This is a genomic window from Gardnerella sp. DNF01198P, from assembly GCF_049244165.1.
Lineage (GTDB): Bacteria > Actinomycetota > Actinomycetes > Actinomycetales > Bifidobacteriaceae > Bifidobacterium > Bifidobacterium swidsinskii.
In genome coordinates, this window is sequence record NZ_CP058382.1 from 840,629 (window position 1) to 864,677 (window position 24,049).

At 39.6% G+C, this 24,049-nt stretch carries 22 protein-coding genes and 1 pseudogene; 21 read left to right on the plus strand and 2 right to left on the minus strand.

Annotated features, from left to right (window positions below):
• Window positions 1-526 precede the first annotated feature (526 nt).
• From HXT44_RS03605 to HXT44_RS03630, 6 genes and pseudogenes are all read left to right on the plus strand, one after another.
• On the plus strand, window positions 527-1,621 hold the full coding sequence (locus tag HXT44_RS03605) for a hypothetical protein (RefSeq protein ID WP_102155790.1): 1,095 nt from the start codon (window positions 527-529) through the stop codon (window positions 1,619-1,621).
• Window positions 1,611-2,342: a hypothetical protein gene (locus HXT44_RS03610; protein ID WP_421783195.1), complete on the plus strand. Its 732-nt coding sequence runs from the start codon at window positions 1,611-1,613 to the stop codon at window positions 2,340-2,342. The genes HXT44_RS03605 and HXT44_RS03610 overlap by 11 nt, the downstream gene beginning before the upstream one ends.
• A gap of 54 nt (window positions 2,343-2,396) precedes the next feature.
• On the plus strand, window positions 2,397-2,834 hold the full coding sequence (locus HXT44_RS03615) for a hypothetical protein (protein ID WP_415693525.1): 438 nt from the start codon (window positions 2,397-2,399) through the stop codon (window positions 2,832-2,834).
• A 3-nt stretch (window positions 2,835-2,837) separates the two neighbouring features.
• Complete coding sequence (locus tag HXT44_RS03620; protein WP_421783197.1) at window positions 2,838-4,010, plus strand: MFS transporter; 1,173 nt, start codon at window positions 2,838-2,840, stop codon at window positions 4,008-4,010.
• A gap of 229 nt (window positions 4,011-4,239) precedes the next feature.
• The gene (locus HXT44_RS03625; RefSeq protein WP_004114701.1) at window positions 4,240-4,464 is read left to right on the plus strand and encodes a hypothetical protein; all 225 of its coding nucleotides are present in this window, start codon (window positions 4,240-4,242) and stop codon (window positions 4,462-4,464) included.
• Between the two features lie 423 nt (window positions 4,465-4,887).
• Window positions 4,888-5,689 (plus strand): annotated as a pseudogene (locus tag HXT44_RS03630) (transposase); the annotation flags it as partial.
• 130 nt (window positions 5,690-5,819) lie between these two features.
• Here HXT44_RS03630 and HXT44_RS03635 read toward each other — a convergent pair.
• The gene (locus HXT44_RS03635; RefSeq protein ID WP_004114707.1) at window positions 5,820-7,262 is read right to left on the minus strand and encodes a hypothetical protein; all 1,443 of its coding nucleotides are present in this window, start codon (window positions 7,260-7,262) and stop codon (window positions 5,820-5,822) included.
• A gap of 16 nt (window positions 7,263-7,278) precedes the next feature.
• On the minus strand, window positions 7,279-8,037 hold the full coding sequence (locus tag HXT44_RS03640; protein ID WP_004114709.1) for a hypothetical protein: 759 nt from the start codon (window positions 8,035-8,037) through the stop codon (window positions 7,279-7,281).
• Between the two features lie 800 nt (window positions 8,038-8,837).
• Here HXT44_RS03640 and HXT44_RS03645 point away from each other — a divergent pair.
• From HXT44_RS03645 to HXT44_RS03715, 15 genes are all read left to right on the plus strand, one after another.
• Window positions 8,838-9,470: a sigma-70 family RNA polymerase sigma factor gene (locus HXT44_RS03645; protein ID WP_421782479.1), complete on the plus strand. Its 633-nt coding sequence runs from the start codon at window positions 8,838-8,840 to the stop codon at window positions 9,468-9,470.
• A gap of 58 nt (window positions 9,471-9,528) precedes the next feature.
• The gene (locus tag HXT44_RS03650) at window positions 9,529-9,750 is read left to right on the plus strand and encodes a hypothetical protein (RefSeq protein ID WP_103084943.1); all 222 of its coding nucleotides are present in this window, start codon (window positions 9,529-9,531) and stop codon (window positions 9,748-9,750) included.
• An 11-nt stretch (window positions 9,751-9,761) separates the two neighbouring features.
• Window positions 9,762-10,070 carry a hypothetical protein gene (locus tag HXT44_RS03655; RefSeq protein WP_410309497.1) on the plus strand — a complete coding sequence of 103 codons (309 nt, stop codon included), beginning with the start codon at window positions 9,762-9,764 and terminating at the stop codon, window positions 10,068-10,070.
• Window positions 10,063-11,193: a DUF2800 domain-containing protein gene (locus HXT44_RS03660; RefSeq protein ID WP_421782481.1), complete on the plus strand. Its 1,131-nt coding sequence runs from the start codon at window positions 10,063-10,065 to the stop codon at window positions 11,191-11,193. The genes HXT44_RS03655 and HXT44_RS03660 overlap by 8 nt, the downstream gene beginning before the upstream one ends.
• Window positions 11,194-11,197: 4 nt before the next feature.
• Window positions 11,198-11,746: a DUF2815 family protein gene (locus HXT44_RS03665; RefSeq protein ID WP_421782483.1), complete on the plus strand. Its 549-nt coding sequence runs from the start codon at window positions 11,198-11,200 to the stop codon at window positions 11,744-11,746.
• A 227-nt stretch (window positions 11,747-11,973) separates the two neighbouring features.
• On the plus strand, window positions 11,974-14,877 hold the full coding sequence (locus HXT44_RS03670; RefSeq protein WP_421782485.1) for a DNA polymerase: 2,904 nt from the start codon (window positions 11,974-11,976) through the stop codon (window positions 14,875-14,877).
• Window positions 14,878-14,974: 97 nt separating this feature from the next.
• Window positions 14,975-15,766, plus strand: coding sequence for a phage antirepressor (locus HXT44_RS03675; RefSeq protein ID WP_420028014.1), 792 nt, complete (start codon window positions 14,975-14,977; stop codon window positions 15,764-15,766).
• Window positions 15,767-15,854: 88 nt separating this feature from the next.
• Window positions 15,855-16,127, plus strand: coding sequence for a hypothetical protein (locus HXT44_RS03680; RefSeq protein ID WP_421782487.1), 273 nt, complete (start codon window positions 15,855-15,857; stop codon window positions 16,125-16,127).
• A gap of 185 nt (window positions 16,128-16,312) precedes the next feature.
• Window positions 16,313-18,340, plus strand: a complete 2,028-nt coding sequence (locus tag HXT44_RS03685) for a phage/plasmid primase, P4 family (protein ID WP_421782489.1) — start codon at window positions 16,313-16,315, stop codon at window positions 18,338-18,340.
• Between the two features lie 397 nt (window positions 18,341-18,737).
• Window positions 18,738-19,073 carry a hypothetical protein gene (locus HXT44_RS03690; RefSeq protein ID WP_421782490.1) on the plus strand — a complete coding sequence of 112 codons (336 nt, stop codon included), beginning with the start codon at window positions 18,738-18,740 and terminating at the stop codon, window positions 19,071-19,073.
• The gene (locus HXT44_RS03695) at window positions 19,045-19,335 is read left to right on the plus strand and encodes a VRR-NUC domain-containing protein (RefSeq protein WP_421782492.1); all 291 of its coding nucleotides are present in this window, start codon (window positions 19,045-19,047) and stop codon (window positions 19,333-19,335) included. The genes HXT44_RS03690 and HXT44_RS03695 overlap by 29 nt, the downstream gene beginning before the upstream one ends.
• Complete coding sequence (locus HXT44_RS03700; RefSeq protein ID WP_421782494.1) at window positions 19,316-20,755, plus strand: SNF2-related protein; 1,440 nt, start codon at window positions 19,316-19,318, stop codon at window positions 20,753-20,755. Before HXT44_RS03695 ends, HXT44_RS03700 begins: the two co-directional genes overlap by 20 nt.
• Complete coding sequence (locus HXT44_RS03705; protein ID WP_019260867.1) at window positions 20,715-21,143, plus strand: sigma factor-like helix-turn-helix DNA-binding protein; 429 nt, start codon at window positions 20,715-20,717, stop codon at window positions 21,141-21,143. Before HXT44_RS03700 ends, HXT44_RS03705 begins: the two co-directional genes overlap by 41 nt.
• Window positions 21,144-21,286: 143 nt before the next feature.
• Complete coding sequence (locus tag HXT44_RS03710; RefSeq protein WP_019260868.1) at window positions 21,287-23,497, plus strand: glycoside hydrolase domain-containing protein; 2,211 nt, start codon at window positions 21,287-21,289, stop codon at window positions 23,495-23,497.
• Between the two features lie 67 nt (window positions 23,498-23,564).
• Entirely contained in the window at window positions 23,565-24,014 is a 450-nt protein-coding gene (locus HXT44_RS03715; RefSeq protein ID WP_019260869.1) for a hypothetical protein, read from the plus strand.
• The last annotated feature ends 35 nt before the right edge of the window (window positions 24,015-24,049 follow it).

Here is a 24,049-nt window from a genome sequence, read left to right on the forward strand (position 1 = left end):
AGTAACTAGATATGTATAGTTTCTTATTTCGTTAATGTGGTAGCAAGTAGGGATGTGATTAAATATGCGTCAATATTCTAACTTTTTAACTGAATTCAGATTTTTTACGAAAAGTCATAAGAAGTGCACAATTATTTCACGTATTATGTACCCATTATCTCTAATAAGCAGTTGTATTTTTAGCTTATTTTTGATTGCATATCCTATTTTTTTGGGTGTGGCAAATTTTTTAGCGCATAATAATAATTATGCGCTTTGGTTAAGAATTGATGTCACGTGGATGCATTGTTTGTCTGATATTGTTGCTTGCATTTTTGGCGCATGGTGTTCATGTAAAGCTTGCTCGCCTAGATGTTTGGTTAATTCTGCGTGGTGTGCAGGAAAATCAGCCAGTCGTTACGCTATTCCTATACTAAAAGGCGCTATACTGTGCAGTTTGTTATATTGCGTAAGTATATTGCCAACAGTAATTCAGAGTGATGTAAATATTACAAATTTTCCGTATTTTCCACTATTATGTGGAGGCGTGACGCCAAGTGCATTTTTTGCAATTGGTTTTGCTTTAGGAGTAATTATTGGCAATCGTTGGGCAATTGTATTCTCAGCTTTATTATCTTTTGCAATAATTTGGTGCTGTATTTATGGTGTCATTATAATGCATAATGGCACCATACCTCAGGGAGATATTTTTCCTAGATATTGGGGTAGTAGTTTATATGCAATACTTCCAGTGTCGGATGCTGGTATTGGTGCTGAGCCTGGTTTGCGTATGAACCCATGGTTGGTGACTTTGCGCATATTCTTTGTGTGTGTTGTTATCGTTTCATGCATTCTTTGTTGCGCGCATATTAGATATTTTTGGCAAAAGGGATCTTATTGGTGCATAAAAGCAATAAGTATTTCTTTAATTATGCCAATAGTATGTGCTTGTTGTATAGCTATGTGGGGTCCAAAACCTTGGATTCGCTCTGGACCTTTTGTGCCTCAGTGTACGACGTTTAAAGATACTGCTTTTTCTGTTTGTGTACATCCTGAAGAAGCTTATATTCGTAAACTTCGTGCTGTTAAACATCTGAAAACTGTTGCTTCTTGGTTTCCTAAGAATCAGAGAGATTCGCAAGGCAAAGGAATTGTGCTTGTGCTTGGAAATGCGTTTACTCCAACAAATACTGAAAAATCTTGGAATCTTACTAATAGTGGTTTAATAAAGTTACGTAATCTTAAAGCTACTGTTATTCAACAACAAACAGATACATTTGTTAGGCGTTCTGAGAAATATGGTGATATGACTGGTATCGCTCAAGAAGTGTTACAAAAATTTGTGCCTGCAAAATGTGCATCAAGTGCTATGAAAGAAGTATATGTAAAAAAGAATCTTGATTCAAACGCTTCTGTTACAGCATTTTTGCTTGCTCAGCTTCCTTCTCGTATAAGTAATGATGTGTATGGGTCATATGGATTTATTCCAGGTGAAGCAAACGATAAAGTGGCTATGAGTATTAATAATGCTGATGATGCTAAGCTGAAGCAATTTGTAAAAAATCATGTTAAAGAACTTAATCAATGCCGCATAACTCCACAACAAGTCTTATCGGAACTTGGTGATAAGCATGAAAAATAATTTTCGCGCTTGGCTTGAAGGTAGGCATTATATTTTTGCAATTATTGCAATTTTATTGTCCGTAGTCCTTCCCTCTTTAATGCTTATTATATTCAGATCATTTGTAACGCAGTTGCCAGTTTATGTTGGTAATATTTGTTTGCCGGATTCTGCTAATGTGCATAATGCGGTAGAAGGTATAACGTTTCAATGTCAATCTGGCAGTAGTGTTGTTAATTTCGTTGTTCCTCTGTATGAAGTTATTGTAGTTGGGCTTATTACCACGGCATTCGTTTGCCTTGCTCCGATTATGGTATCGTGGGAACGTTTCGTGATGAAAAGGCTGCGAATATATGCATTGAGTGCTGCTTTATTGTGTTTGTTTGTTTCATTCGGCGCTTCAGTGTTAATTGTTCGTATAATAGACTTGCAGCTATTTAGTACATTGCAGATGATCTTAGGTAATGCGTGGATTGATATCGTGCTCATAATGATTGGATTAGCCTGTTTTGGAAGGTTTTACGGCCTTGCATTTGGTGTCTTTTTAGCGGTGATGAACATTGCCACACAAGGTTTGCAAAGTAAAATTGGATTGATTTTACGATGGTATCCTTCTGGAACTTTGCCTGTAATCCCTGGACAATCCATATTGTTATATGTCGTTGTTGTGCTTACTGTAATTGCAGTTTGCCTATGGAGTGGCACATGTGGACGTGGATTGCTTTATTTTGAACGCGCTTAAAAGACGCGTCTAATTATATTTCAAAAGTCAACTCAATAGTGTTTAATAGAACGTATGTTCGATAATATTGTGATGCTTGTTTTAATGGTGGTTGCTATTGTAATCACCGCCATTGTTGTGCTGGCTATTGTTAAGCACAACTCTGGAACGCAAGGCGCTAATGGCGTAAACCAGCGCGAATTTAACGAATTACGCTCGCAGTACGAGCAAGCGCGCGCTCAAGCACAAGAAAATGGCAATCAGGCTATACGATATCGCACACAAGCAGAGCAGCTTGCTGAACGATTGAAATTTGTGGAGTCTGAGCTGTTAAAAGCGCAGCAAGCAGAACAATTGCGAGTGAATCGCGAAGAACAATTGCGCGCAGAGCGAGAAGAACGCGAACGATTAAATCGTGAAAAAACTTTGAAAGAGCAAGGTAAAGTCTTGGAAGCGCTTGCTCCAGTAAAAGACAATTTTTCTATGCTCGGCAATCAAGCGTATGAAGGCTAGGTTTTGCCTTCGATTATTATTGTGGGTTTGCCAGCTTGGGTGATTGGTTTTCGTAAGACTTTTATGACGGTTGCCGATTTTCTTTCGCCATGCTCTGGTTGGATTGTTGATAAGCTTGGCGGTTTTCGCGCTCTTGCAATGACTGAAGGCGTAGAAGGCGTGCTCAGTTTGCTGCCGCTTCTTATGCTTGGCTCTCCTGCGTGGAAGTGGTCGCTTGTGGCTCTTTCTTGCGCATTGTTGATTACTGGTCAAGTGATTGATATTGCTAGCGAAGTTTTTGAAGTTGATGCTGCCGGCGGCGATGACGGCATGATTGTCAACTACAGCGGCATTGTGAGCGTTTTGGCGAGTATTACAGGAACGTTGCTTGGCTCGCCGCTTGGGTCTTGGATTGCAAGCTGGTCGATTCCTGCGGTTTTGATTTTCTCGTCCGTGACTTCTTTTGCGGCTTGTGCTACGCGATTTATTATGAAGCAAGATATATCGCGAGCGTCTTGTGCAGAAGAGGAAGCGTTGCAAGATGTAGAGAATGAATCGTCAGAATCGCAAGAAAATCAAGAAAAGCAGACTGAACTGGAAAATAAAGCAGATTCCAAATCTACAGCTAAGCAATCTACGAATCCGTTACTCAAGAGTAAAATCATGCTTCTTTTGGGATCTCTTTTGGTTGCTTTTATTCCTGCATGTTCTGTTTCTTATATTCTTCTCGGTATCGGTAAGCAATATAGCTCTCAATCTTTAACGATATTGTATATTTTCACTGGTGTAGGAAGCGTGCTCGCATCCGTTTTGTATGCGCACTCTTCTCAAAAACTCGGTTTAAGAAAAGTAGCGATTTTAGGTATTGCTGTGAGCTTACTTGCTTATTGCTTTATGTTTATTAATCTTTTTCCAATGATGTGGTTTGCATTCTTCCTTGAATCGATTGGTGGAATGTTACTAGTAGAGCCGATTATTGTTGCGCGTCAGATTCTGTTTAAGGGGAGTACTCTCGCTAAGTTTTCTGGTTGGGTGCGCCTCGCGTTTGCGATTGGTGCTACTAGCGGATCTTGGATTGGATTTGTGTTCTCATCTTTGCTTCAATGGCAACTTTTGCCTATACTTGCGCTGATTTTTACTGCCGGTTTGCTTGTTGTTTTGCCTCAGTTACCAAACACTAGCTATGCTACAGACTAGGGATGTAGTTGTGATTTTGAGTATTCTAATTGTAGTCTATTTGCATAATTTAGTATTTTGGGGAATAACCCTATTTCTATTTGTTACAAGTAAAACTTAGAACACCTTATACATTTTATGTGTTATCAAAAATAACAACAACAATTGTATTGCAAAAAATTATGGAATAGGATGAGTGTTAAACCTATTTGGTGTGCGACTCCGTGGAGTAAGTGAGGAGGATATTCTTATGTACAAGGTTCTTATGTTCGTGCTGAAGTTGGTTATGTTTACAGCTGTGAATTTTATGTTCCTTTACTTGTCGATGGTGGTATACGGCCATGATTTTGGTGTGATGTTCAAAACGTATGGGAATGCGCTCGGTCCGTTTACGTTCATGCTTGCTTTGATGACAACGATGTTGTTGCCTAATGAAGGAACTATTTTTGAGGGTAAGCGGCAAAAAGTGTGCTAAAAAACCGAGTTATCGTTGAAATACCAAGGAAAACTTGCTGTAGTTAAGCTAAAAAGGCTTAACATTTAGTATTACTTGACATTGAAAACAAAAGGGGCTTAGGACAATTTTTAGACATTTTGTGCAACCATAGTACGATGTTCCATAATTGTCTTTTAAGCCCCATTTTAACTCTGTGGTTATTATAAGAATCAATTGCTTGACGTAAAATTCTTCTGTAGTACCCCAGTTATGTTGCAATAAGGTTTTCTCTTGCCAGAATCAGGCTATCTTCTTGATATTAAAAACCATAAATAGATTCAAAAATGCATGTTTAGACCATTTGAGCCAGTCTGTTTCATTATAACTATTCTCTTTAACTACTCTAATCTTGCGCTCTAAAAGTCCAATACGTTGCTTAAGTGGAATTATTTTGCCAGTTGTTGCATTAGAGAAAATACTGAAGCATATAAGAGTTTACTTAATAATTTATTAGCTCTTACTGTTGTTATTACTGATGGGAACGCTGGAGCGTTGAGCGCTATTAAACAAGTTTGGCCAGAGACTCGAGTACAACGCTGTTTAGTACATGTTAAACGTAATATACGCGTATTAACTACAAGCAAGCCTAGGCTGCAATCACATAAGGCTTTGTGGGGTTTAGCTAAAAAGTTAGTTAAAATCAGAACGTTGAAAGAATCTGATTTATGGGTTAATTTACTACAGAAATCTTATAACCAGTGGAAAGATTGGCTTAATCAAAAAACGTTCCGTAGGAATGTTTCTGAAGAAAATATTCCTTCTTGGGTAAGAAGTAATCAACAATGGTGGTATACGCACCAGACAGCAAGAAAAGCTTATAATCTGCTTGCTAGACAAGTTAAAAAATGGTACGCTATTTACCTTTCTTGATCCTCTACTATTAGAGAAAACGAGCGTTCCTATTCCTAGTACTACTAATGCTTTAGAAGGTGGTATAAATTCACAGATAAAGAAATTGGTAAGTGTTCATAAAGGATTATCTGAAGATCACATGCGGAGAGCTATAGAGTAGTGGTGTTACTTCAATAGTGAAAATCCTTCAAATCCTAAACAATTTATAACTTCTGAATGTTTTAAACCAAAAACTAAAAAAATTATTATTGATGATAATCCAATTGGACCAGCTCATTTAGACACTGGATTTGACTTATGTAAAGCTGACTATCATCCAGATATTTCAATCAGAAAAGGGACTATGCGTTAACGACACGCCGACTAATAGACACACTTTTTTGCCGTTTACCCTTAGTTTCCCCTACACGCACGACAGAATAAATCGGGCTTGACACTGCAAAATCATTCACGAGCATCAAGCCCAATACGTCAATTGCCGATCATTGCAACCATTTTGGATTCACAGCTGGAATTCCCGGATATAAATTCGTATTTTTCTGAGCTGTCAAATAGAGAAAATCTTTATTAACTTTTATTTTTTTCAATAATTTTCCAGTCTTCCTATCAAATCGTTCGATAACAAAATCTTTCAAATCAGAGGTATCGATAATCGATGGTATACGAACTATTTCATGGTTTCCTACCAGCAAACGATAGTTGACGCCCGCTGACGACTCTTGACGCGTAGTTTTATCTAACAATCGGCGAAGAACACCTGTTTGCGTATCAAGAGTAAACACTCGTCCATTCTCGGTATCAACAATATGAAGAAGCTTTTCATCGTATGCCTGTGCGTTTATGTAACCAGCAATCTCATAAGAGACCGTGGTCGGACCATACAACACTTGACCTTTGCTGTTCTTCAATGGAATTGTTGTTATTTTACCAGTTTTCACATCCCATCGCACAAGAAAATGTTCCTGAATAGTTTTAACATCATCAGCAGAATCGCTGTGTTCTACTGCCATATCCTTTGTGCGAGCAGACGATGGACCATACGAATATAAGAAAGTAATCACACCATTGTTGCATCGTGGGCTATAAGCAGCATCAATTACTCCTGTAGATTCATTTTCTCCTTGATATAATTGCTCACCCACCATGTCTTTTTCATGGTGCCGCGATACCTCATTTAGGCCAACATTTGCTTCATTGACCATGCGATACAATACAACTTCATGCTTGTCTGTTTGAGCAATTGCATACGCTTGATTGCCACAGGTAGAACAAGTTTTAATAAATAGGCTCTCTGAAAATTGTATTGTTTGCTGCTTACTCTCACCTTTAGAAGTCGTAGAAAGAATCTTATATGTTGTTTTACCTCTATGCTTCATCATGCTTTCGTCATACAGATCAACAAAACCGCCATTAGCAAGAGAAAATGCAAAATTCTGACGTTGCACCTTTTCTATAGAGTTTACCGTAGGTTTTCCAGCGTTCACTGGTATGAAATAACTATCACGGGAATCTGTATAGTGAAGCGCCTCAGTATTCCAAATTGGCGTTTGGCCTTCTATATTGCTCACCTTATGCAGCTTAAAACTGCCATCTTCATAAACAATTGACATAAATGCGTTGCCATTGGGAATAAGAGATGTCTGAGGGTTATGCAGCGGGATTGCAACAACCGCATGCTGCAACCGAAGATTTTCAAATTTCTCCGAATGAGCAGATACTGTATATTCTGTCGATAAAACCCAATGAAAGACACCTATAGTAACGGCTGCAATTACAGCAATTATACCTATAACCCCGAAAATCCAGACTACTACTCTATGAGTTTTATTCCCAGTTGTGAATGAAGATTGAGGTGCAGCATTACGCACATAATCATCATTCACTCTCTTGTGAGCTTCAGATTCATGAATAAATTTTTTCCACATAATGACCGCACCTCAACTACTGAACATATTGATATTCCCTAACATATCCAGAATTTTTAATATCATATGGCCACACATATTCACCACTACCAGTATCCAAATCAATACCAGCACCATAATAATATGCAGCCCACACTAATTGAGAACAGTTAAGACCTCCCCAATCATTTCTATTAGTATCAGTAATATCTGCATTGTAACCCCTACCAATATAACCAATTGCCCGACGCGCCGCTTTATCGCGGTTTCCCTGGGAAGTTTTTACTTCAAGAATAGAGGCACCGCCGGCTGCGACACTATTTTTCCTTGATACTCGATGAGCATTCTGGAACATCCCTACTGCTTCGACAATATCATCACGATTAACATAAATTCCAGTATGCCCATGCTTCCAAACGAAAAATGATGAATTATTAGAAACAAAAATATCTCCTGTATGACGAGCTCTTGGTAACTGTGTATTCCCACTTCTTACAGAGAACCTCGCAGTATCTAACACTGAATCACGAACCGATTTCTCCACCCTACTAGCAATCGAGTCAGGGCTCTCACCAGTGCGACGCGAGGTCTCCTTTATCTGCTCATCAATTTCTTTTTCACTGAGTGTGTGATTCAGATAAGTTGATATATCCCCCAGTCTTTGCTGATAATTCTCATTATTATCTTGTCCAAATGCCAATGGGGAAAAAGTAAATAAACAAGCAGCAGAAACAACTACAGATAGACTTCGCATTATTATATTTTTCATAATATCTCTTTCTCGATAAGAAGGCATACTATGCATCTTTACAATAGTAAAACACCTTGCTCTTATTGTACGCTTCTATGAAAAAATATGCAATACTCTTTCCCTGCAATCTCGTGTATACGACCTCGTATATGTGCGTATTTGTCAGGTTTTTGAAGAGCCTTTTTAGCATAGTAATAACTTGAACGTTTTATCTGAAGTGTTTTAATCAGAAGCTCTAACGGTAATACTAAAAGTAGTTAGGCCTATAACACTTTTTGCGGAGTGAGGATTTCTGATATTAATACGGTTGGGATTATATTAGATTTGTTGGGATTGTATTAAATACAGTTGGGACTTTATTAGCTACGGTTGGGACTCTATTAGAGCGTGGCTAATGCTCGTTTTGTTTTCTAAAACGGGTGTTCTTTAACGAGAAGGGGGGTGAAAACATTGTTAACGCTTAAACCTCAAAGCACGTAGCTTTCAAGGCAAGTGTGGTTTTTACATGTCAAACTGTTATAAAAACGAGATTATTCCACTCTTTTTTACACTCATGATACGGGTTTTAAGAAAGAGCGGGTAAATGTTATAAGAATTTTTGGAACAATTAACAAGATTGTGGTTAATGATTAATCAATAAGACACTACTAATAAACAGTTAAAGCCTGATTAGCTATAGGGCGATGAGATACGTCAATAGGATCCTCATGGTTTTTTCATGACTCCTATGAAGTACCTCTATTCTACTATGGCTGTTTTTCAGGTATTAGAGTCGGTACTTCATAAAGTATCGGCTCTTTTTTGTATGTGTCTTCACCCTACCGCTGCAGGCGGGAAGGGTGAGCATGAGGACTCGCAAAACTAATAGCAATGATCGAGCAACATATAAGTATACAAGTTGTGTTCGTAATGAAGATGGTAGTTATAGTGAAGAAACTATCGAAATTAAGCCAGGCGAAAATGGTGTAACTGAAGCGGATATTAAGATGCTTCACTCAATGGATGATAGCGAAGTTTATTACAACAATAAGAACCTGCGTCCAGGTAGAACTGCTGAAGAAAAAGCTGAGATTAGGGCGTGGAAAGAAGAATATATCCGGCGTTTTAATCTTAAGCACGGTTATGAGCCTAACAAGGATGATGTTGAGTATGCTGCTGAAGAGCATTTTCCACGTAACTATAATCTTTCGCTTGACTTCGATGCAGATGGTGAGCTTGAAGTAGATAAAAGTCATCTTGCTGAAGCTCTCAGTACTACTGATGATTATGGTTTTATTACCAACGATTATGGTTTTGAAATGTCAGAGAGAACAGAATCTATGCTTTCAGTGCTGACAGATAAGCAGAGTCAAGTAGTAAAACTGATGTTTGTTGAAGGATACACTCAATCAGAGATTGCGAGCATGCTTGGTATTTCGTCTGCTGGCGTGAAAAAGCATTTGGATAAGGCTCTCGAAAAGCTTAGAAAAACGCGTTAAAAAATTCTAGAAATTTTTTAGGAGGAGGTTAAAAACTCCTCCTTTTTCTTTGCCTGTGATGTGTAAGGAAGAAACCCCTTACAGAAAGGAGGCAAAACTCGTGAAACACAAGATCGTTATTAACGTCACCGGTGAAAACGGTGAGAAGAAACAGGTTCTACGTGGAGCTGTGATGCGATTACCTAAGCGTTTTATCCGCTGGCTGTTTGGTGATTACTCGCAAGTCTACCTATTAGATCCCGGAAAGAGCGTTCAGTCAGTTGATGTCAAAGAAGTTTAAGGAGGAAAACCGTGAACAAGGAAATATTGAGAGAAGTCATCAAAGACTTGGAAAACTTAACAGCTCATCTTAAAGCACTATTTGATGATGCTGGTGCTTCTGGTGCTGGTTGTAAAGAAACAGCTCTTAATAATAAGGAGTCTGTTAAAAAGGTGAGTTTAGAGGATGTGCGAGCGGTTTTAGCAAAGCTTAGCCAACATGGTAAAACCGCGGAAGTAAAAGCGCTTATCGTCAAGTTCGGGGCTAACAGGCTTTCAGAACTTGATGAAAGTAAGTACGCTGAGCTTCTTGAAGAGGCGAAAGGTATGACAAGTGACTAAGCATGCTTTACTTTCCCCATCTTCTGCTCACAGGTGGATTAAGTGTACTCCGAGTGCTGTTTTAGAAGAAAAGTTTGAAAACACTACTTCTGTGGCGGCTGAGGAAGGAACGGCGGCACATGCGTGGTGTGAGTACAAGCTGAATAAGCTTCTTAACCGTCCGTGTGAAAAACCGTCAACAGAGTATGACTCAAACGAGATGCAGGAATGCTCGGATGCTTACGTGGATTTCGTGTTGGAAAAGTATGAGCAGGCAAAACTTAACTGTCAAGATCCTATTATTCTCATCGAGCAGAAAGTTGATTTTTCAGCTTACGTGCCGGAAGGGTTTGGAACAGCGGACTGCATTATTGTAGGCGAAAAAACGCTGCAGGTTATCGACTTTAAGTACGGTCAAGGCATGCTGGTTGATGCTTACGAGAATCCGCAGATGAAATGCTACGCGCTTGGAGCTTTAACGCTTTTCGACAGCTTGTATGAGATACAAAACGTTGAGATGAGTATTTTTCAGCCAAGACGAGACAACGTATCAACTTTCACACTACCTGTCACGGAGCTTATCTCTTGGGCTGAAAGCGTGCTTAAACCAAAAGCAGAGCTTGCTATTAAAGGCGAAGGCGAATTTGAAGCAGGTGACTGGTGCAGGTTTTGCAGGGCAAAAGCTACGTGCCGTAAACGTGCGGAAGAAAACCTTAAACTTGCAGAACTTGAGTTCAAAGAGCCATCTGTTTTAACAGATAGTGAGATTGAAGAAGTGCTCACGCTTATCCCACAGTTAACAAAGTGGGCTGATGATGTTTTAGCGTACGCCACAGATTCCGCTATTAACCACGGCAAAGAGTGGAGCGGTTTCAAACTCGTAGAAGGCAGATCAGTTCGAAAGTTTAAGGACGAGACAGCGGTTATTGAGAAAGCAAAAGCCGCAGGCTTTACTGACATTTTCAAAACTAGTCTTATTGGTTTAACAGAAATGCAAAAGCTGATGGGCAAGAAAAAATTTGAGGATATTCTGGGCGACCTCATTATAAAACCGTCCGGGAAACTTACGCTCGTACCAGACTCTGATAAGCGAGCAAAAGTTAATGTTTCAAACGCAAATCAAGAATTCAAAAAGGAGAATTAGTACTATGTCTAAATTAAATAACACGAAGGTTATCACCGGCAAAAACACACGCCTTTCCTATTTTAACGGTTGGGAGCCAAAGTCTATTAACGGCGGTCCTGAAAAATATAGTGTTTCACTGCTTATCCCTAAAAGTGATGTTGAAACAGTAAACGCTATTGAGAAAGCTATTGATGCTGCTATTGAGGAAGGTGTCGGCAAGTTCGGCGGTAAGAAACCAAACAAGCAAGCAATTAAACTCCCGCTCAGGGACGGGGATATTGAGCGTGATGATGAAGCGTATAAAGGACATTACTTTATTAACGCGAACTCAACCACGGCTCCGCAGATTGTAGACAAACAGGTAAAACCAATCATGGATCGCAGTGAAGTGTATTCAGGCTGCTATGCGAGGGTTTCCATCAACTTTTACGCGTTTAACTCTAACGGTAATAAGGGAGTTGCTTGCGGTCTTTGCAATATTCAAAAAATTCGAGACGGTGAGCCACTCGGCGGACGTAGCCTCGCAACCGATGATTTTACGACTTTAGAAGATGATGACTTTCTAGCATAAGGAGCGTGAGTTAATTATGGAAATTGTTATAGCGGTTTTTATTTCAGTGTTTATAGGAGTATTACTTCTTGATTTCACGGTAAAGAAACTCGTGAGTCTTTACGTTGATATTAAACACATTCTAAATAGGAATTAGAAGATTCCTGAAAATAGGATTTAGAAGATTCTATATAAGTGGGGTGGCAGGTTTTCTGTCACCTCTTTTATTAACTTTGAGGTGATGTAATTTGGAAAATTTGAGTGTGGATTTAGAAACGTTTTCGAGTGTAAATCTTGGTAAATGTGGTGTTTACAAGTATGCAGAATCGGATGATTTTGAGATACTGCTTTTTGGTTACAGTGTGGACGGTAGTGAAGTTCAGGTCGTTGATTTAGCGCAAGGTGAAACCATACCCGAGGTTGTGCTTTCTGCTTTAACAGATGAAACAGTAACCAAGTGGGCGTTTAACGCTCAGTTTGAAAGAGTCTGCTTATCACGCTACCTGCGAGATAAAGGCATCAATATTAACCCTAGTCAGACAGTGAAAAGTGAAAGCTTGTTTTTAAACCCAAGCTCTTGGCATTGCACAATGATCTGGTCAGCCACCCTGGGGCTTCCCATGTCGCTTGAAAGCGTGGGAGCAGTACTGGGGCTTGATAAGCAGAAACTCACTGAGGGTAAGAATCTTATTAAATATTTCTGCCTGCCGTGTAATCCTACGAAAGTAAACGGTGGAAGAACAAGAAACAAGTATTTTCACGATAAGGAAAAGTGGGAGCTGTTTAAATCGTATAACAAGCGTGATGTGGAAGTTGAGATGAGTATTCAAGAAAAGCTCTCACTCTTTCCCGTGCCAGACTTTTTATGGCAGGAGTTTTATCTCGACCAAACTATTAACGACCGTGGGATTGAAATAGATTCTCTTTTCGTTGAATCAGCCATAAAACTCGACCAGGAGGTGAAAACGCATCTCATGAGTGAGCTTAAGCATATTACGGGTTTAGAAAACCCGAACTCCGTGTTACAAATGCGCTCTTGGCTTAAAAAGCATGGTCTTGAAATGGAGTCGCTTGGTAAAAAAGAAGTCGCTAAAGAGCTTAAAACAGTGGGTAAAGAGTTGGCGGAAGTTTTACGGCTTCGCCAGCAGCTTGCTAAATCCTCGGTGAAAAAGTATACGGCGATGAAAAACGCTGCCTGCACGGATTGTCGGGAGCGTGGCATGTTTCGCTTCTATGGTGCAAACCGTACAGGAAGATTTGCGGGAAGGCTCGTGCAATTACAAAACCTGCCACAAAATCATTTGCCTGATTTGGCGGAGGCTAGAAGTCTTGTTAAACAGGGAAATGTTGAAGCGTTGGAAATGCTTTATGAGGATATTCCGGATACCTTATCCCAGCTTATTCGCACTGCTTTTATTCCACGCACGGGATTTAAGTTTATTGTTGCAGACTTTTCAGCGATCGAAGCGAGAGTCTTGGCTTGGCTTGCGGGTGAAAAATGGCGTATGCGAGTATTCGCGGAAGGTAAAGACATTTACTGCTCGTCAGCATCTCAAATGTTTAGCGTGCCTGTTGAAAAGCACGGGGTAAACGGGCATTTGCGGCAGAAAGGTAAGATCGCGGAACTTGCTTGTATTGCTGAAGGTGAACTTGTACTCACAGATGAAGGGCTTGTTCCAATTGAAGAAGTCACTACAAAACAAAAAGTGTGGGACGGAGAAAACTGGGTCAACCATAACGGAGTTGTTTTTAAGGGTGTAAAGGAGGTAATCGAGTATGAAGGACTTAGAGCAACACCAGACCATCTCGTCTGGGTTAAAGGGAAACCGAAGCCAATACGGTTTATTGAATCCGCCATCTGCAAAACACATCTCATACAAACCGGAGATGGTCGGAGAACAATACGGCTGGGTGAAAATCATCAGTGCAGAGAAACACTGGAATCAAAAGCAAAACCACTGTTATGTACTGACACAATGCGTAGGGTGTGGAAGCGTCCAATGGCAGGACTTAAACAGTCTAAAGTCGGGCAAATCAAAAGGGTGTCAAGCTTGCTCGCAGCCGAAACAAATACCAATATGGCTAGAAAAGCGGCTAAGTGCTGCGAAACAGCGATGCATCAATCCAAGAGATCCAAATTACAAAAACTATGGTGCAAGAGGGATAAAGTGGTGCTTCCATTCTGTTTTAGAAGCAGGCTTGTGGATTTTACAAGAGGTAGACAATGTGCGAAAAGACTGGGAATTAGATCGGATAAATACAAACGGCAACTACGAAAAAGGAAATATCCGCTTTGTTCCAAGAATAGTCAATCAAAACAACAAGCAGAACGCTATCCTAACACGGTGGGAGCAACAATATTGGCCATACGCAAGATCGGTAGTTACAAGAATGCTATCGAAAGGAATAGGCAGAGAAGAAATCATATCAAGAGCAAATACAGCTGTAGAACAACACAGAAAAAACTGGCGTTTAATCGAAGCAAGGCTCGAGTTTATGACATACGAAATGCCGGACCAAATCATCGTTTTACCGTATCGGGAAAGCTCGTGCATAACTGCGGCTACGGTGGTGCAGTAGGAGCATTAAAGGCAATGGGCGCTCTTGATATGGGTTTACATGAAGATGATTTGCAACAGTTGGTTAATGATTGGAGATCTGCTAATCCACATATTGTTTCACTGTGGTGGGATGTGGACAGAGCGGTAAAACAGTGTGTACACGAACACGCATCTGTTCGAACACACAATATAGTGTTCACTTACAAGAGTGGGTTTCTTATCATCAAACTGCCTTCGAAAAGATGCCTTTACTATGTGAAGCCACGCGTGGAAGAAAACAAGTACGGTGGTGAATCAGTCACCTATGAGGGTGTGGGGTCTACTAAAAAATGGGAGCGGCTGGAAAGCTACGGGCCTAAATTCGTGGAAAACATTACGCAAGCTATAGCTCGTGACATTCTACTTTACGCCATGCAAACGCTGAAAGAATATCGCATCGTCGCTCACGTGCATGATGAAGCCATTATCGAAACCGATAAGAATGTGAGTGTTCAAAGCGTGTGTGAGCTCATGGGAAGAACACCACCTTGGGCGGAAGGGCTTGTTTTACGAGCTGACGGCTACGAGTGCGAGTTTTACAAAAAAGATTAAAAAAATTTTAGGAGCAGGGTTAAAAACCTGCTCTTTTTCTTTGCCTGTGATTTAGAAGGTAATACCGCCTTCAGAAAAAATCATAGGAGGTAATTTTATGAATGAGTTACAAGTTTTTAAGAATGTAGAGCTTGGATCTGTTCGCACAACAGTAGTAGATGGTATTCCTTATTTTGTGGGTAAGGATGTGGCTGAGATTCTTGGTTATCGTGATACATCTGATGCTCTGAAAAGGCATGTAGATGAAGATGATAAGCTGACTCGGTGTTTCACCGACTCAGGTCAGAACAGAGAAATGTATGTTATTAATGAGTCTGGTTTATACAGTCTTATTCTTAGAAGTCAGCTTCCTAAAGCTCATAAGTTTAAACGATGGGTTACATCACAGGTTCTTCCGAGTATCCGTAAGCACGGTATGTATGCGACAGATGAGCTTATCAACAATCCTGATATGGCTATCGCTGTTTTTAACGCATTGAAAGAAGAGCGTGCTAAAAGAGAGGCGTTAGAGCTTACGACTGCTGTGCAAAAACAGCAGATAGCTGAGCTTAAGCCAAAAGCCAGCTATTACGATGTTGTGCTTAAATGCAAAGACATAATCTCTATGCGTGTGATTGCAAAAGATTATGGCAAGTCAGCACAGTGGATGAATAACTTTTTGCATGAACTCGGTGTGCAGTATAAGCAGTCTGATATTTGGCTTTTATATCAAAAGTATGCCAATCAGGAATATACGAAATCTCGCACAAATACATACGAGGATTCTAATGGTGTTACACACTCAAAAATGCATACTTATTGGACTCAGAAAGGCAGGCTTTTCATCTATCACCTCATGACACAACACGGAATCTACCCGTTGATTGAACAGGAGGCTAAAGATGAGTAAGTCTTATAAAAAACATTTAGAAACAACACCGAATTTTAAGCCTATCGTCTACATTTGTGCTCCCTACCGTGGAGATAAGGAGAAAAACGTGCAACATGCTATTCGGTGTGCGGCTTACGCGTATTCACGCGGAGCAATCCCAATCACTCCACACCTGCTTTTCCCGTTCATGGATGATGAGAATCAAAAGCATAGAGGGGATGCAATGTTTATGGACATTATCCTCTTAGGCAAATGCAACGAACTATGGGTGTTCGGGGAGAAAATCACAGGCGGCATGCAAGTAGAAATCAATCTGGCAGAAAAACGCAGGCAGCCGATTAAGTATTTTACGGATAAGGATTTAGGGGGTGAATATTGATGCTTGAATGCAAAATTTATACAGCTTCCTGTGTTGGAAACAGTAGTAACTGCTTGTATCCTGACGAAATAAAAGTCTGTGATCGAGATAGTTTTAATAAGGCTATCTCTTTTGACCATGTCACAGCACAATTTACTAACAGTTATAGGTCTAAAGATAATTTCATTTCATCTACCTGTATTCCGATGGACTGTGATAACGACCATTCTGATGTTGGTAAAGACTGGGTGACACCTTTTGATGTTGCTTTAGCGTTTCCGAACGTGTGCTTTTACGCGTCTTATAGTAGAAACCACATGAAAGACAAGCATGGGAAATGTGCAAGACCACGTTTTCACGTGTATTTTCCAATTGAAGAAGTAAGCGATGCTAAAGCTTATGTGGAGCTTAAAACAAAGATTCAATCAGTATTCCCGTATTTTGACAGCAATGCTCTTGATGCGGCACGTTTTCTCTACGGTGTTAAAACTCCACAGGTAGAACTTTACGATGGTGAAAAAACAATCACTGATTTCCTCTCGGAAGAAGATTTCAGTGAATTTGATGCAGAAACAGAAGAAATACCATCAGGGCAGAGAAACTCTAGGCTTAGTCATATCGCAGGAAAACTCATCAAACGTTATGGTGCTACAGATGAAACACATGAGAAGTTTTTGAGTGAAGCAGAACGGTGCAATCCTCCTTTGCCTGATGCAGAATTATCTAAAATCTGGTATTCGGCTAAAAAGTTCGGGCTTAAAGTAGCAAGTCAAGAAGGTTATATTCCGCCTAGCGAGTATGGCAAAAGCTATGAGGAGTATAAGCCGGATGATTTAACAGATATTGCGATGGCTGAGGTTTTTGCCAAACATAACAAGAATAAGGCTGTTTATACGATGTCTGCCGGCTGGCTTTACTGGACGGGCAAGAAGTGGGAAGCATCTGAGCTTAAAGTTATGAAACTTTACATGCTTATTGCTAAAAAGGTTTTGAAAAATGCTGGTATCGAGTTTAAGACAGCTTACGAAGAGTTCGTTCAAGCTGAATCATCAGGTGATAAAGAGCAGGCGGATAAAGCGAAAAGTGAAGTGAATCGGGCAAAGCAGTATCTTTCGTTTGCTAAGAAGATGAATGATCACAGTAAAGTGTCCGGAATATTAAAGCTTGCTAAATCCATGCTGGAAGTTGCAAACGAAGAACTGGATCGTGATGCTTTCATTCTAAACACGCCTTGCGGAATCGTGGATTTAAAGACTGGAGAGCTAAAAGCACATGATCCGTGTTTGTACTGCACGAAAATGACCGCTGTTTGCCCTTCACGGGACAACGTGGGATTGTGGCAGACAACGCTTGATATGGTTACCGCAGGCGATAAAGAGTTTCAAACATTTCTTCAAAGCCATGCGGGTAGTACGCTTATAGGTCAAGTGTTTGAAGAATCGCTTTTGCTAGTGTACGGGTCAGGCGGTAACGGTAAGTCGACCGTGTTTAACGCGGAAGCACATGTGCTTGGAGATTATGCGGGGAAAATACCTGCAGAGTCTTTAACCACTCGGGCTAAAAACGTGAAAGTGGATTTAGCGGAGCTTTGCGGTAAAAGGTTTATTCTTGCCTCGGAAACTGAGGAAGGACAAAGGCTTTCTATTTCCATGCTGAAACAGATAGCAAGCGTGGATGATATTTCAGCTGAGAGGAAATATTATGCTCCTTTTACGTTTACACCAAGCCACTCAACTATTCTCTACACGAACCATCTGCCGAAAGTCGGTTCAAACGATAAGGGAACGTGGCGGAGAATCTTTGTCGCACCGTTTACGAAAGAAATCAAGAATCCGAAAACAGACTATGTTGATGAACTTTTGCAAAAAGCAGGTGGGGCAATACTTCAATGGATGATTGAAGGAGCCAAGATTTATATCCAAAACAGTTATAAATTCCCTACTTGTAAGGTGGTAGAGCAGGCTAAGGACGCTTATCGTGCTGAAAACGACTGGATAGGCCATTTCATCACTGATTATTGCATTAAGGGCGTGAATGAAACGGAGATGAGTAGGAGTCTTTACTTGTCTTACCGCCAGTGGGCAAACCTTAACGGTGAATATGTTAGAAACGATAGGGATTTTTCTAAGGCTTTACTGTTAGCGGGTTATAGCAAAAAACGGACGGGTAAAGGCTACCAGTGGTGTGGGCTTTCCATTAATCCGAATTTGCAGGCACAGGAGGATTTTCTTTGATGGAAAACACGGTAAAACTGAAAGATACTTCCTGAAAAATGTATTGGCGTGTAGGCAAATGTTTTACATGGTAAAAACTGGGTTCAGAGAAAAATGTTCTATAGGATTTTTTCATACACGAAAATAATCTTTGCCTACACGCTACCATGCACGTTTTCAAGAAAGAAAAGCCTGATAAATAAGGTTTTTGTATTATAGTGTACCCTTTTTCTTTACTTTTTATATAAGAGAAAAAAATAAAAGAAATATAAGTGTATATAGAGAAAAGTAAAAGATGGGTCTGAAGCATACATGGCTACACAAATAACATTCGCCTGATGTAAACGGGCAAAACCAACGAGTGAAACAACTCTATTCAATAAATGAAAAATAAGATTTGAGAAAGGTGGAATAAACCATGATTAACAAAAATGAGAGAACAGTAGAAACCTACAAGCAAGCAGGAGCAACAATGCGACTGACTAAGAGTCTGATTGACCAATTAGTGGTCGATATTAGCCCGGTGCTTTTAGCGAAAGATCAAGACAGACTGCTGAAAGCCATGAACATGATTGATGAAGTATCTTCACACGCTGAGGACAATATGTTCAAAGATCACCCACAATTAAGCAATCACTATATTGATGTGTTTTACGGTGATGTTTCTGATGAGCCGAGAAACGAAGTTGATAAGAAAATCATTGAGATGGCAAAAGAGGTGTCTGATGGGCTTTTTACGAGAAAAGGAAACTGAGCGAAAACTCGTTCGTGATGTTAAAGCTGCGGGAGGCATGGCTATAAAGCTTACGAGTCCTTCCGTTGACGGGCTTCCTGACAGGCTCGTTTTACTTCATGGCGGAAAGATTGGTTTTGTCGAGCTTAAAGCACCAGGTAAAAAGCCTAGAGTCTTACAGGTGAAACGGATGAAGGATTTACAGGCTTTAGGTTTTAAGGTTTTCGTGGTTGATGAGAAGAGTCAGATTGGAGGTGTTGTTGATGCGATACGAGCCACATGAGTATCAAAAGTATGCGACTGATTTTATTATCACACACCCAGCGTCAGCGGTTTTGCTTGAAATGGGACTTGGTAAGAGTGTGATAAGTCTTACAGCAATTAACGACCTGATGCTTGACTCATTTGATGTTTCCAGGACTCTGGTTATCGCTCCTCTTAGGGTTGCAAACACTACGTGGCCTTTAGAGTTAGAAAAGTGGGAGCATTTAAAACACTTGACTTATTCTGTGGTAACAGGCAGTGAGAAGGAGCGGATTCAAGCACTAAAAACGCCTGCTCACGTTTATATTATTAACCGTGAAAACGTGGAGTGGCTGATAATGAAAAGCGGCCTACCGTTTAATTTTGACATGGTTGTGATAGATGAGCTTTCAAGTTTTAAATCATATCAGGCGAAACGTTTTAAAGCATTACTGAAGGCTAGGCCGAAAGTTAAAAGGATTGTTGGTCTTACGGGAACTCCTTCTTCTAATGGGCTTATGGATTTGTGGGCTGAGTTTAGGCTGCTTGATATGGGTGAAAGACTAGGCCGCTATATTACGTATTATCGGCAGAACTTTTTTGATCCAGATAAGCGTAACCAGCACATGATTTTTTCTTATAAGCCTAAAGATGGTGCTGAGAGTTTAATCTATAAACAGATAGCTGATATTACGATTTCGATGAAGTCGAAAGACTATTTGAAAATGCCAGCGTGTGTGATAAACGAGGTGAAAGTAGAGTTATCCGGAAAGGAGCGAAAACTCTATGATGAGCTGAAACAGGATATGGTGGTGTCGTTGGAAGGTAAAGAAATTGATGCGATTAACGCAGCGTCTCTTTCAAATAAGCTTCTTCAAATGGCAGGCGGCGCGGTTTATAACGAGTGTAAAGAAAGCGTTCATATTCATGATCGTAAGCTTGATGCTTTAGAGGATTTAATCGAGGCTGCTAACGGTAAACCGGTGCTTGTAGCTTACTGGTTTAAGCATGATCTTGAGCGGATTAAGAATCGTTTTAACGTGCGTGAGATTAAAACGAGTGCTGATATTGCTGACTGGAATGCCGGCATAATTCCTGTAGCATTGATTCACCCGGCTTCCGCGGGTCATGGTCTTAACCTACAGGCTGGCGGTTCAACTCTTATCTGGTTTTCCCTGACTTGGAGTTTGGAACTTTACCAGCAGACGAACGCCAGGCTTAACCGTCAAGGGCAAATCGACACGGTTGTAATCCATCACATCATCACTAAGGACACGATTGATGAGGATGTGATGAGGGCTTTAAGCATGAAGGCTAAAGTGCAGGATGCTTTAATCGAGTCGGTTAAAGCAAGACTATCAATTAACGAAGTGAGGGAAAGGGGTTCTAAAGAGAACTTACCTCAAAATGGAGGTAAGAATGAACAAAAAAGAATACTTACGGCAAGCCTATCTTCTTGATAAGCGGATTAAAGCTGACATGGATGAGGTAGTAAGACTGCGTGAGCTTGCTACAAGTGTTTCTTCATTAAGATACGACAGGGAGTATGTGCAGACGACTCGAAGTATAGAAGCTCCGTTTGTGAAAGCTCTTATAAGGGTTATGGATTTAGAAGCAAAGATTAACATGGAGATTACGATGCTTATCAGTTTGAAAGAGCAGATTTTGGATGTGATTTCTAAACTTGAAAGCGTGGATGAGCAGATGATTTTACGCTACCGTTACATGAGTAACATGACGTGGGAGGATATTGGTAAAGAACTCCATGCTAGCAGAATGACGATTATAAGGTGGCATGGTAAAGCGTTAGAGCACATGGTTTTACCAGATAATCTAATCCAAATCTGAAAAAATGGTACGGTTTGGTACGCTCTGATACGAGATGACACTGCCTTCTATATGGTATTATATAGTTAGCAAAAATTATAAATACTAAGCCTTGGAAGAGTAATCTTTCAGGGCTTTTTTCATGCCTAAAAGGAGGGCACAACATGGATCAGATGGTATTACTAACACAGCAATGGTTAAACAAAACCTATGGTGATAAGCCTGGGTTTGGTTCAGTTATTACTGATGGGAATACTGGTTGGGATACAATTAATGGGCTTATTCGTGCTTTGCAGATTGAGCTTGGTATAACAGCAACAGCAAATAATTTTGGTGCTGGTACAACACGTAAATTTAATCAACGTTATCCACATGGTGTTAAGCAACAATCCGATAGTGATAAGTCGCAAAGTAATGTTTACTCGATTATTCAAGGTGCTTTATGGTGCAAGGGTTACTCTACTGGTAATGATATTACACAAAACTTTTATGGTGGTACTGGGAATGCTATTAAAGAGTTGAAGAATGATATGGGCATTGGTGGTGATTCTACTGTCACAATTGATGTAATGAAAGCTCTTCTTTCTATGCAGCAGTTCGTTTTACTAAAGCGTTACGGTGGTATTGACGTTATTAGGATTATTCAACAAACTATTAACCGAACCTATAAGGATTATACAGGTATCATTCCTTGTGACGGCTTGTATGGTCGAGAAATGAATACCGCACTTATCCAAATTTTACAGTCGTTAGAAGGCTATTCGCCTGATGATGCCACGGGTAATTTTGGACATGGTACACGAGGTAATTTGAAAACTATTAGCAGGCAAAACGCTTCTTCCTATGGTAAGTGGGTATGGCTAGCAAAAGCTGTACTTAATTGTATTAGATATGATTGTCTTCAAAATGAGAATTGGGATGATGATTTTGCTGAGCAACTCACTAAATTCCAGAAAGACTATAAGCTTCCAGTCAGCGGAGCACTTGATGTTAACACGTGGATGTCGTTGTTAACTAGTAAAGGCAATCCAGACAGAGCTGCCAAGGCGTGTGACTGTGCAACGGTACTAAATGCTCAACAAGCTAAAGATTTAAAAGCGGCAGGATACCAGATTGTTGGAAGATATTTGACTGGGTATGTTGGAAAGTCAACATCTAAAGCTCTAACTTTAGATGAAATTAAAAACATAAAAAACGCTGGTCTTTCCGTATTTCCAATTTATCAAGATGGAGGATATTATCCTGAATATTTTGCGAATCCTAACCAGGGAACTGTTGATGCACAGGTTGCTATTTCCGCTGCAAAAAGGATTGGTATTCCTTCTGGTAGTACAATATACTTTGCTGTTGATTTTGATGCTTATGGATATCAGCTGGACAGCATGATTTTACCGTATTTCAAGAAGATAAGTTTACTATTCAACAGTTGTGAAAATATTAAGAAATACCAAGTTGGTGTATATGGCCCAAGATTAATCTGCTCAAAAGTAAGCAAAGCAGGATATGCTAAATATTCGTTTGTAGCGGATATGTCTACTGGTTTTAGTGGGAATTTAGGTTATGCAATTCCTAACAATTGGGCGTTCGACCAATTTAATGAATTCTCTTTCCAATCTAGACCGACTTTTGCTCTTGATAAAGATGCATATTCTGGAAGAGATAAAGGTATCGCAAAATTTGATAGTGTAACAAAAATGACGAAAGGCGAACTAGAAAAGGAAAATATAAAAGACAAAGTAAATATTGCAAGAACACAGTTTGTGTATGATGTAGTAGAGCCTCTACATCTGCTAAATCAGCTTACTAGTTTTGGTCTTTCATATAATAAAGAAATTATTCTTAGTTATACTGAACTGCCTACTATTAGTATTCAAACCTCGGTAGAAGCAGTAACAGAATTGATGACAGTGCCTAATAATTCCTACAACGTTTCGATAGAACTAAATAGTGATGGTTCTCTAAGTGCTGCATGTGAAAATAAAATTTCTAAAATTGCTAAAGATATTAGAATTATGAAGGGCGGAGACATGATTCAAAAATCTATAGCAAATATTGCAGCATCAGTAAAATCGGGTGATATTGCATTCACTGGAAAAGTTATTTCTCCAAATCAAGTGGAGTTAGCTATTGAGGTAATGTCAGAAAATCTATTACCAACATTAGATGATGTTGATGAACATATAACGGTGATTGTAAAATACTTAATTACATTTCGTGATTTTACAATAAAGGTTCCTGAAATTCCTGAAGATGTTGTTGAAATAGGTGTAGCAGTAGCGGGAGTAGTTGCTATTTGTGCTTTTGTTCCAGTATTAATTACAGGTATTTTGGGATTCTTAGTAACATTAGGGTTGGTTGTTGCTGCTGATGCATAGAATGCATGAAAGAGAATAGGATCTGCTTTATGATAAGGTAAAGTTAGATATTAGAATTTGGTGGAGTATGAATAAGATAAGTAAAAAAGCGAAAGTGCTGATATTTTGTATTTCAATAGTTGTGGCTATCGTTTGTTTTATCACCTTATTCTTGCATCGTATTGATAATAATGCATTTAATGCTCAAATTGATAGTAAAGAGAAAATAGCTTCATATAGGGCTAACTATAACTACATAGATGTATATAAGCAAAAAGATAAAATAATTATCAACACCTATTCTGATAGTAAGTTTGACGAACCAAATCGGATTGTTGTTCCATTTGAAGGTAAATTAAGTAAAAGTGATATTCTAGTAAAGTGGAAAACCGCAAATGGTGATGTTATTGAGCAAGATAGTGATAGTATCCTTGCGGCGAGTATCATCATTGAGAAAAATGGAAAAACTATATGTAATGAAAACATAAATTTTTGTGAAAAAGGCTGGAAAGTATTAAACGATGTAATTGGAAAATAGTGATATAGTTTTGTAAATGATTTTGTTAAAAGCTC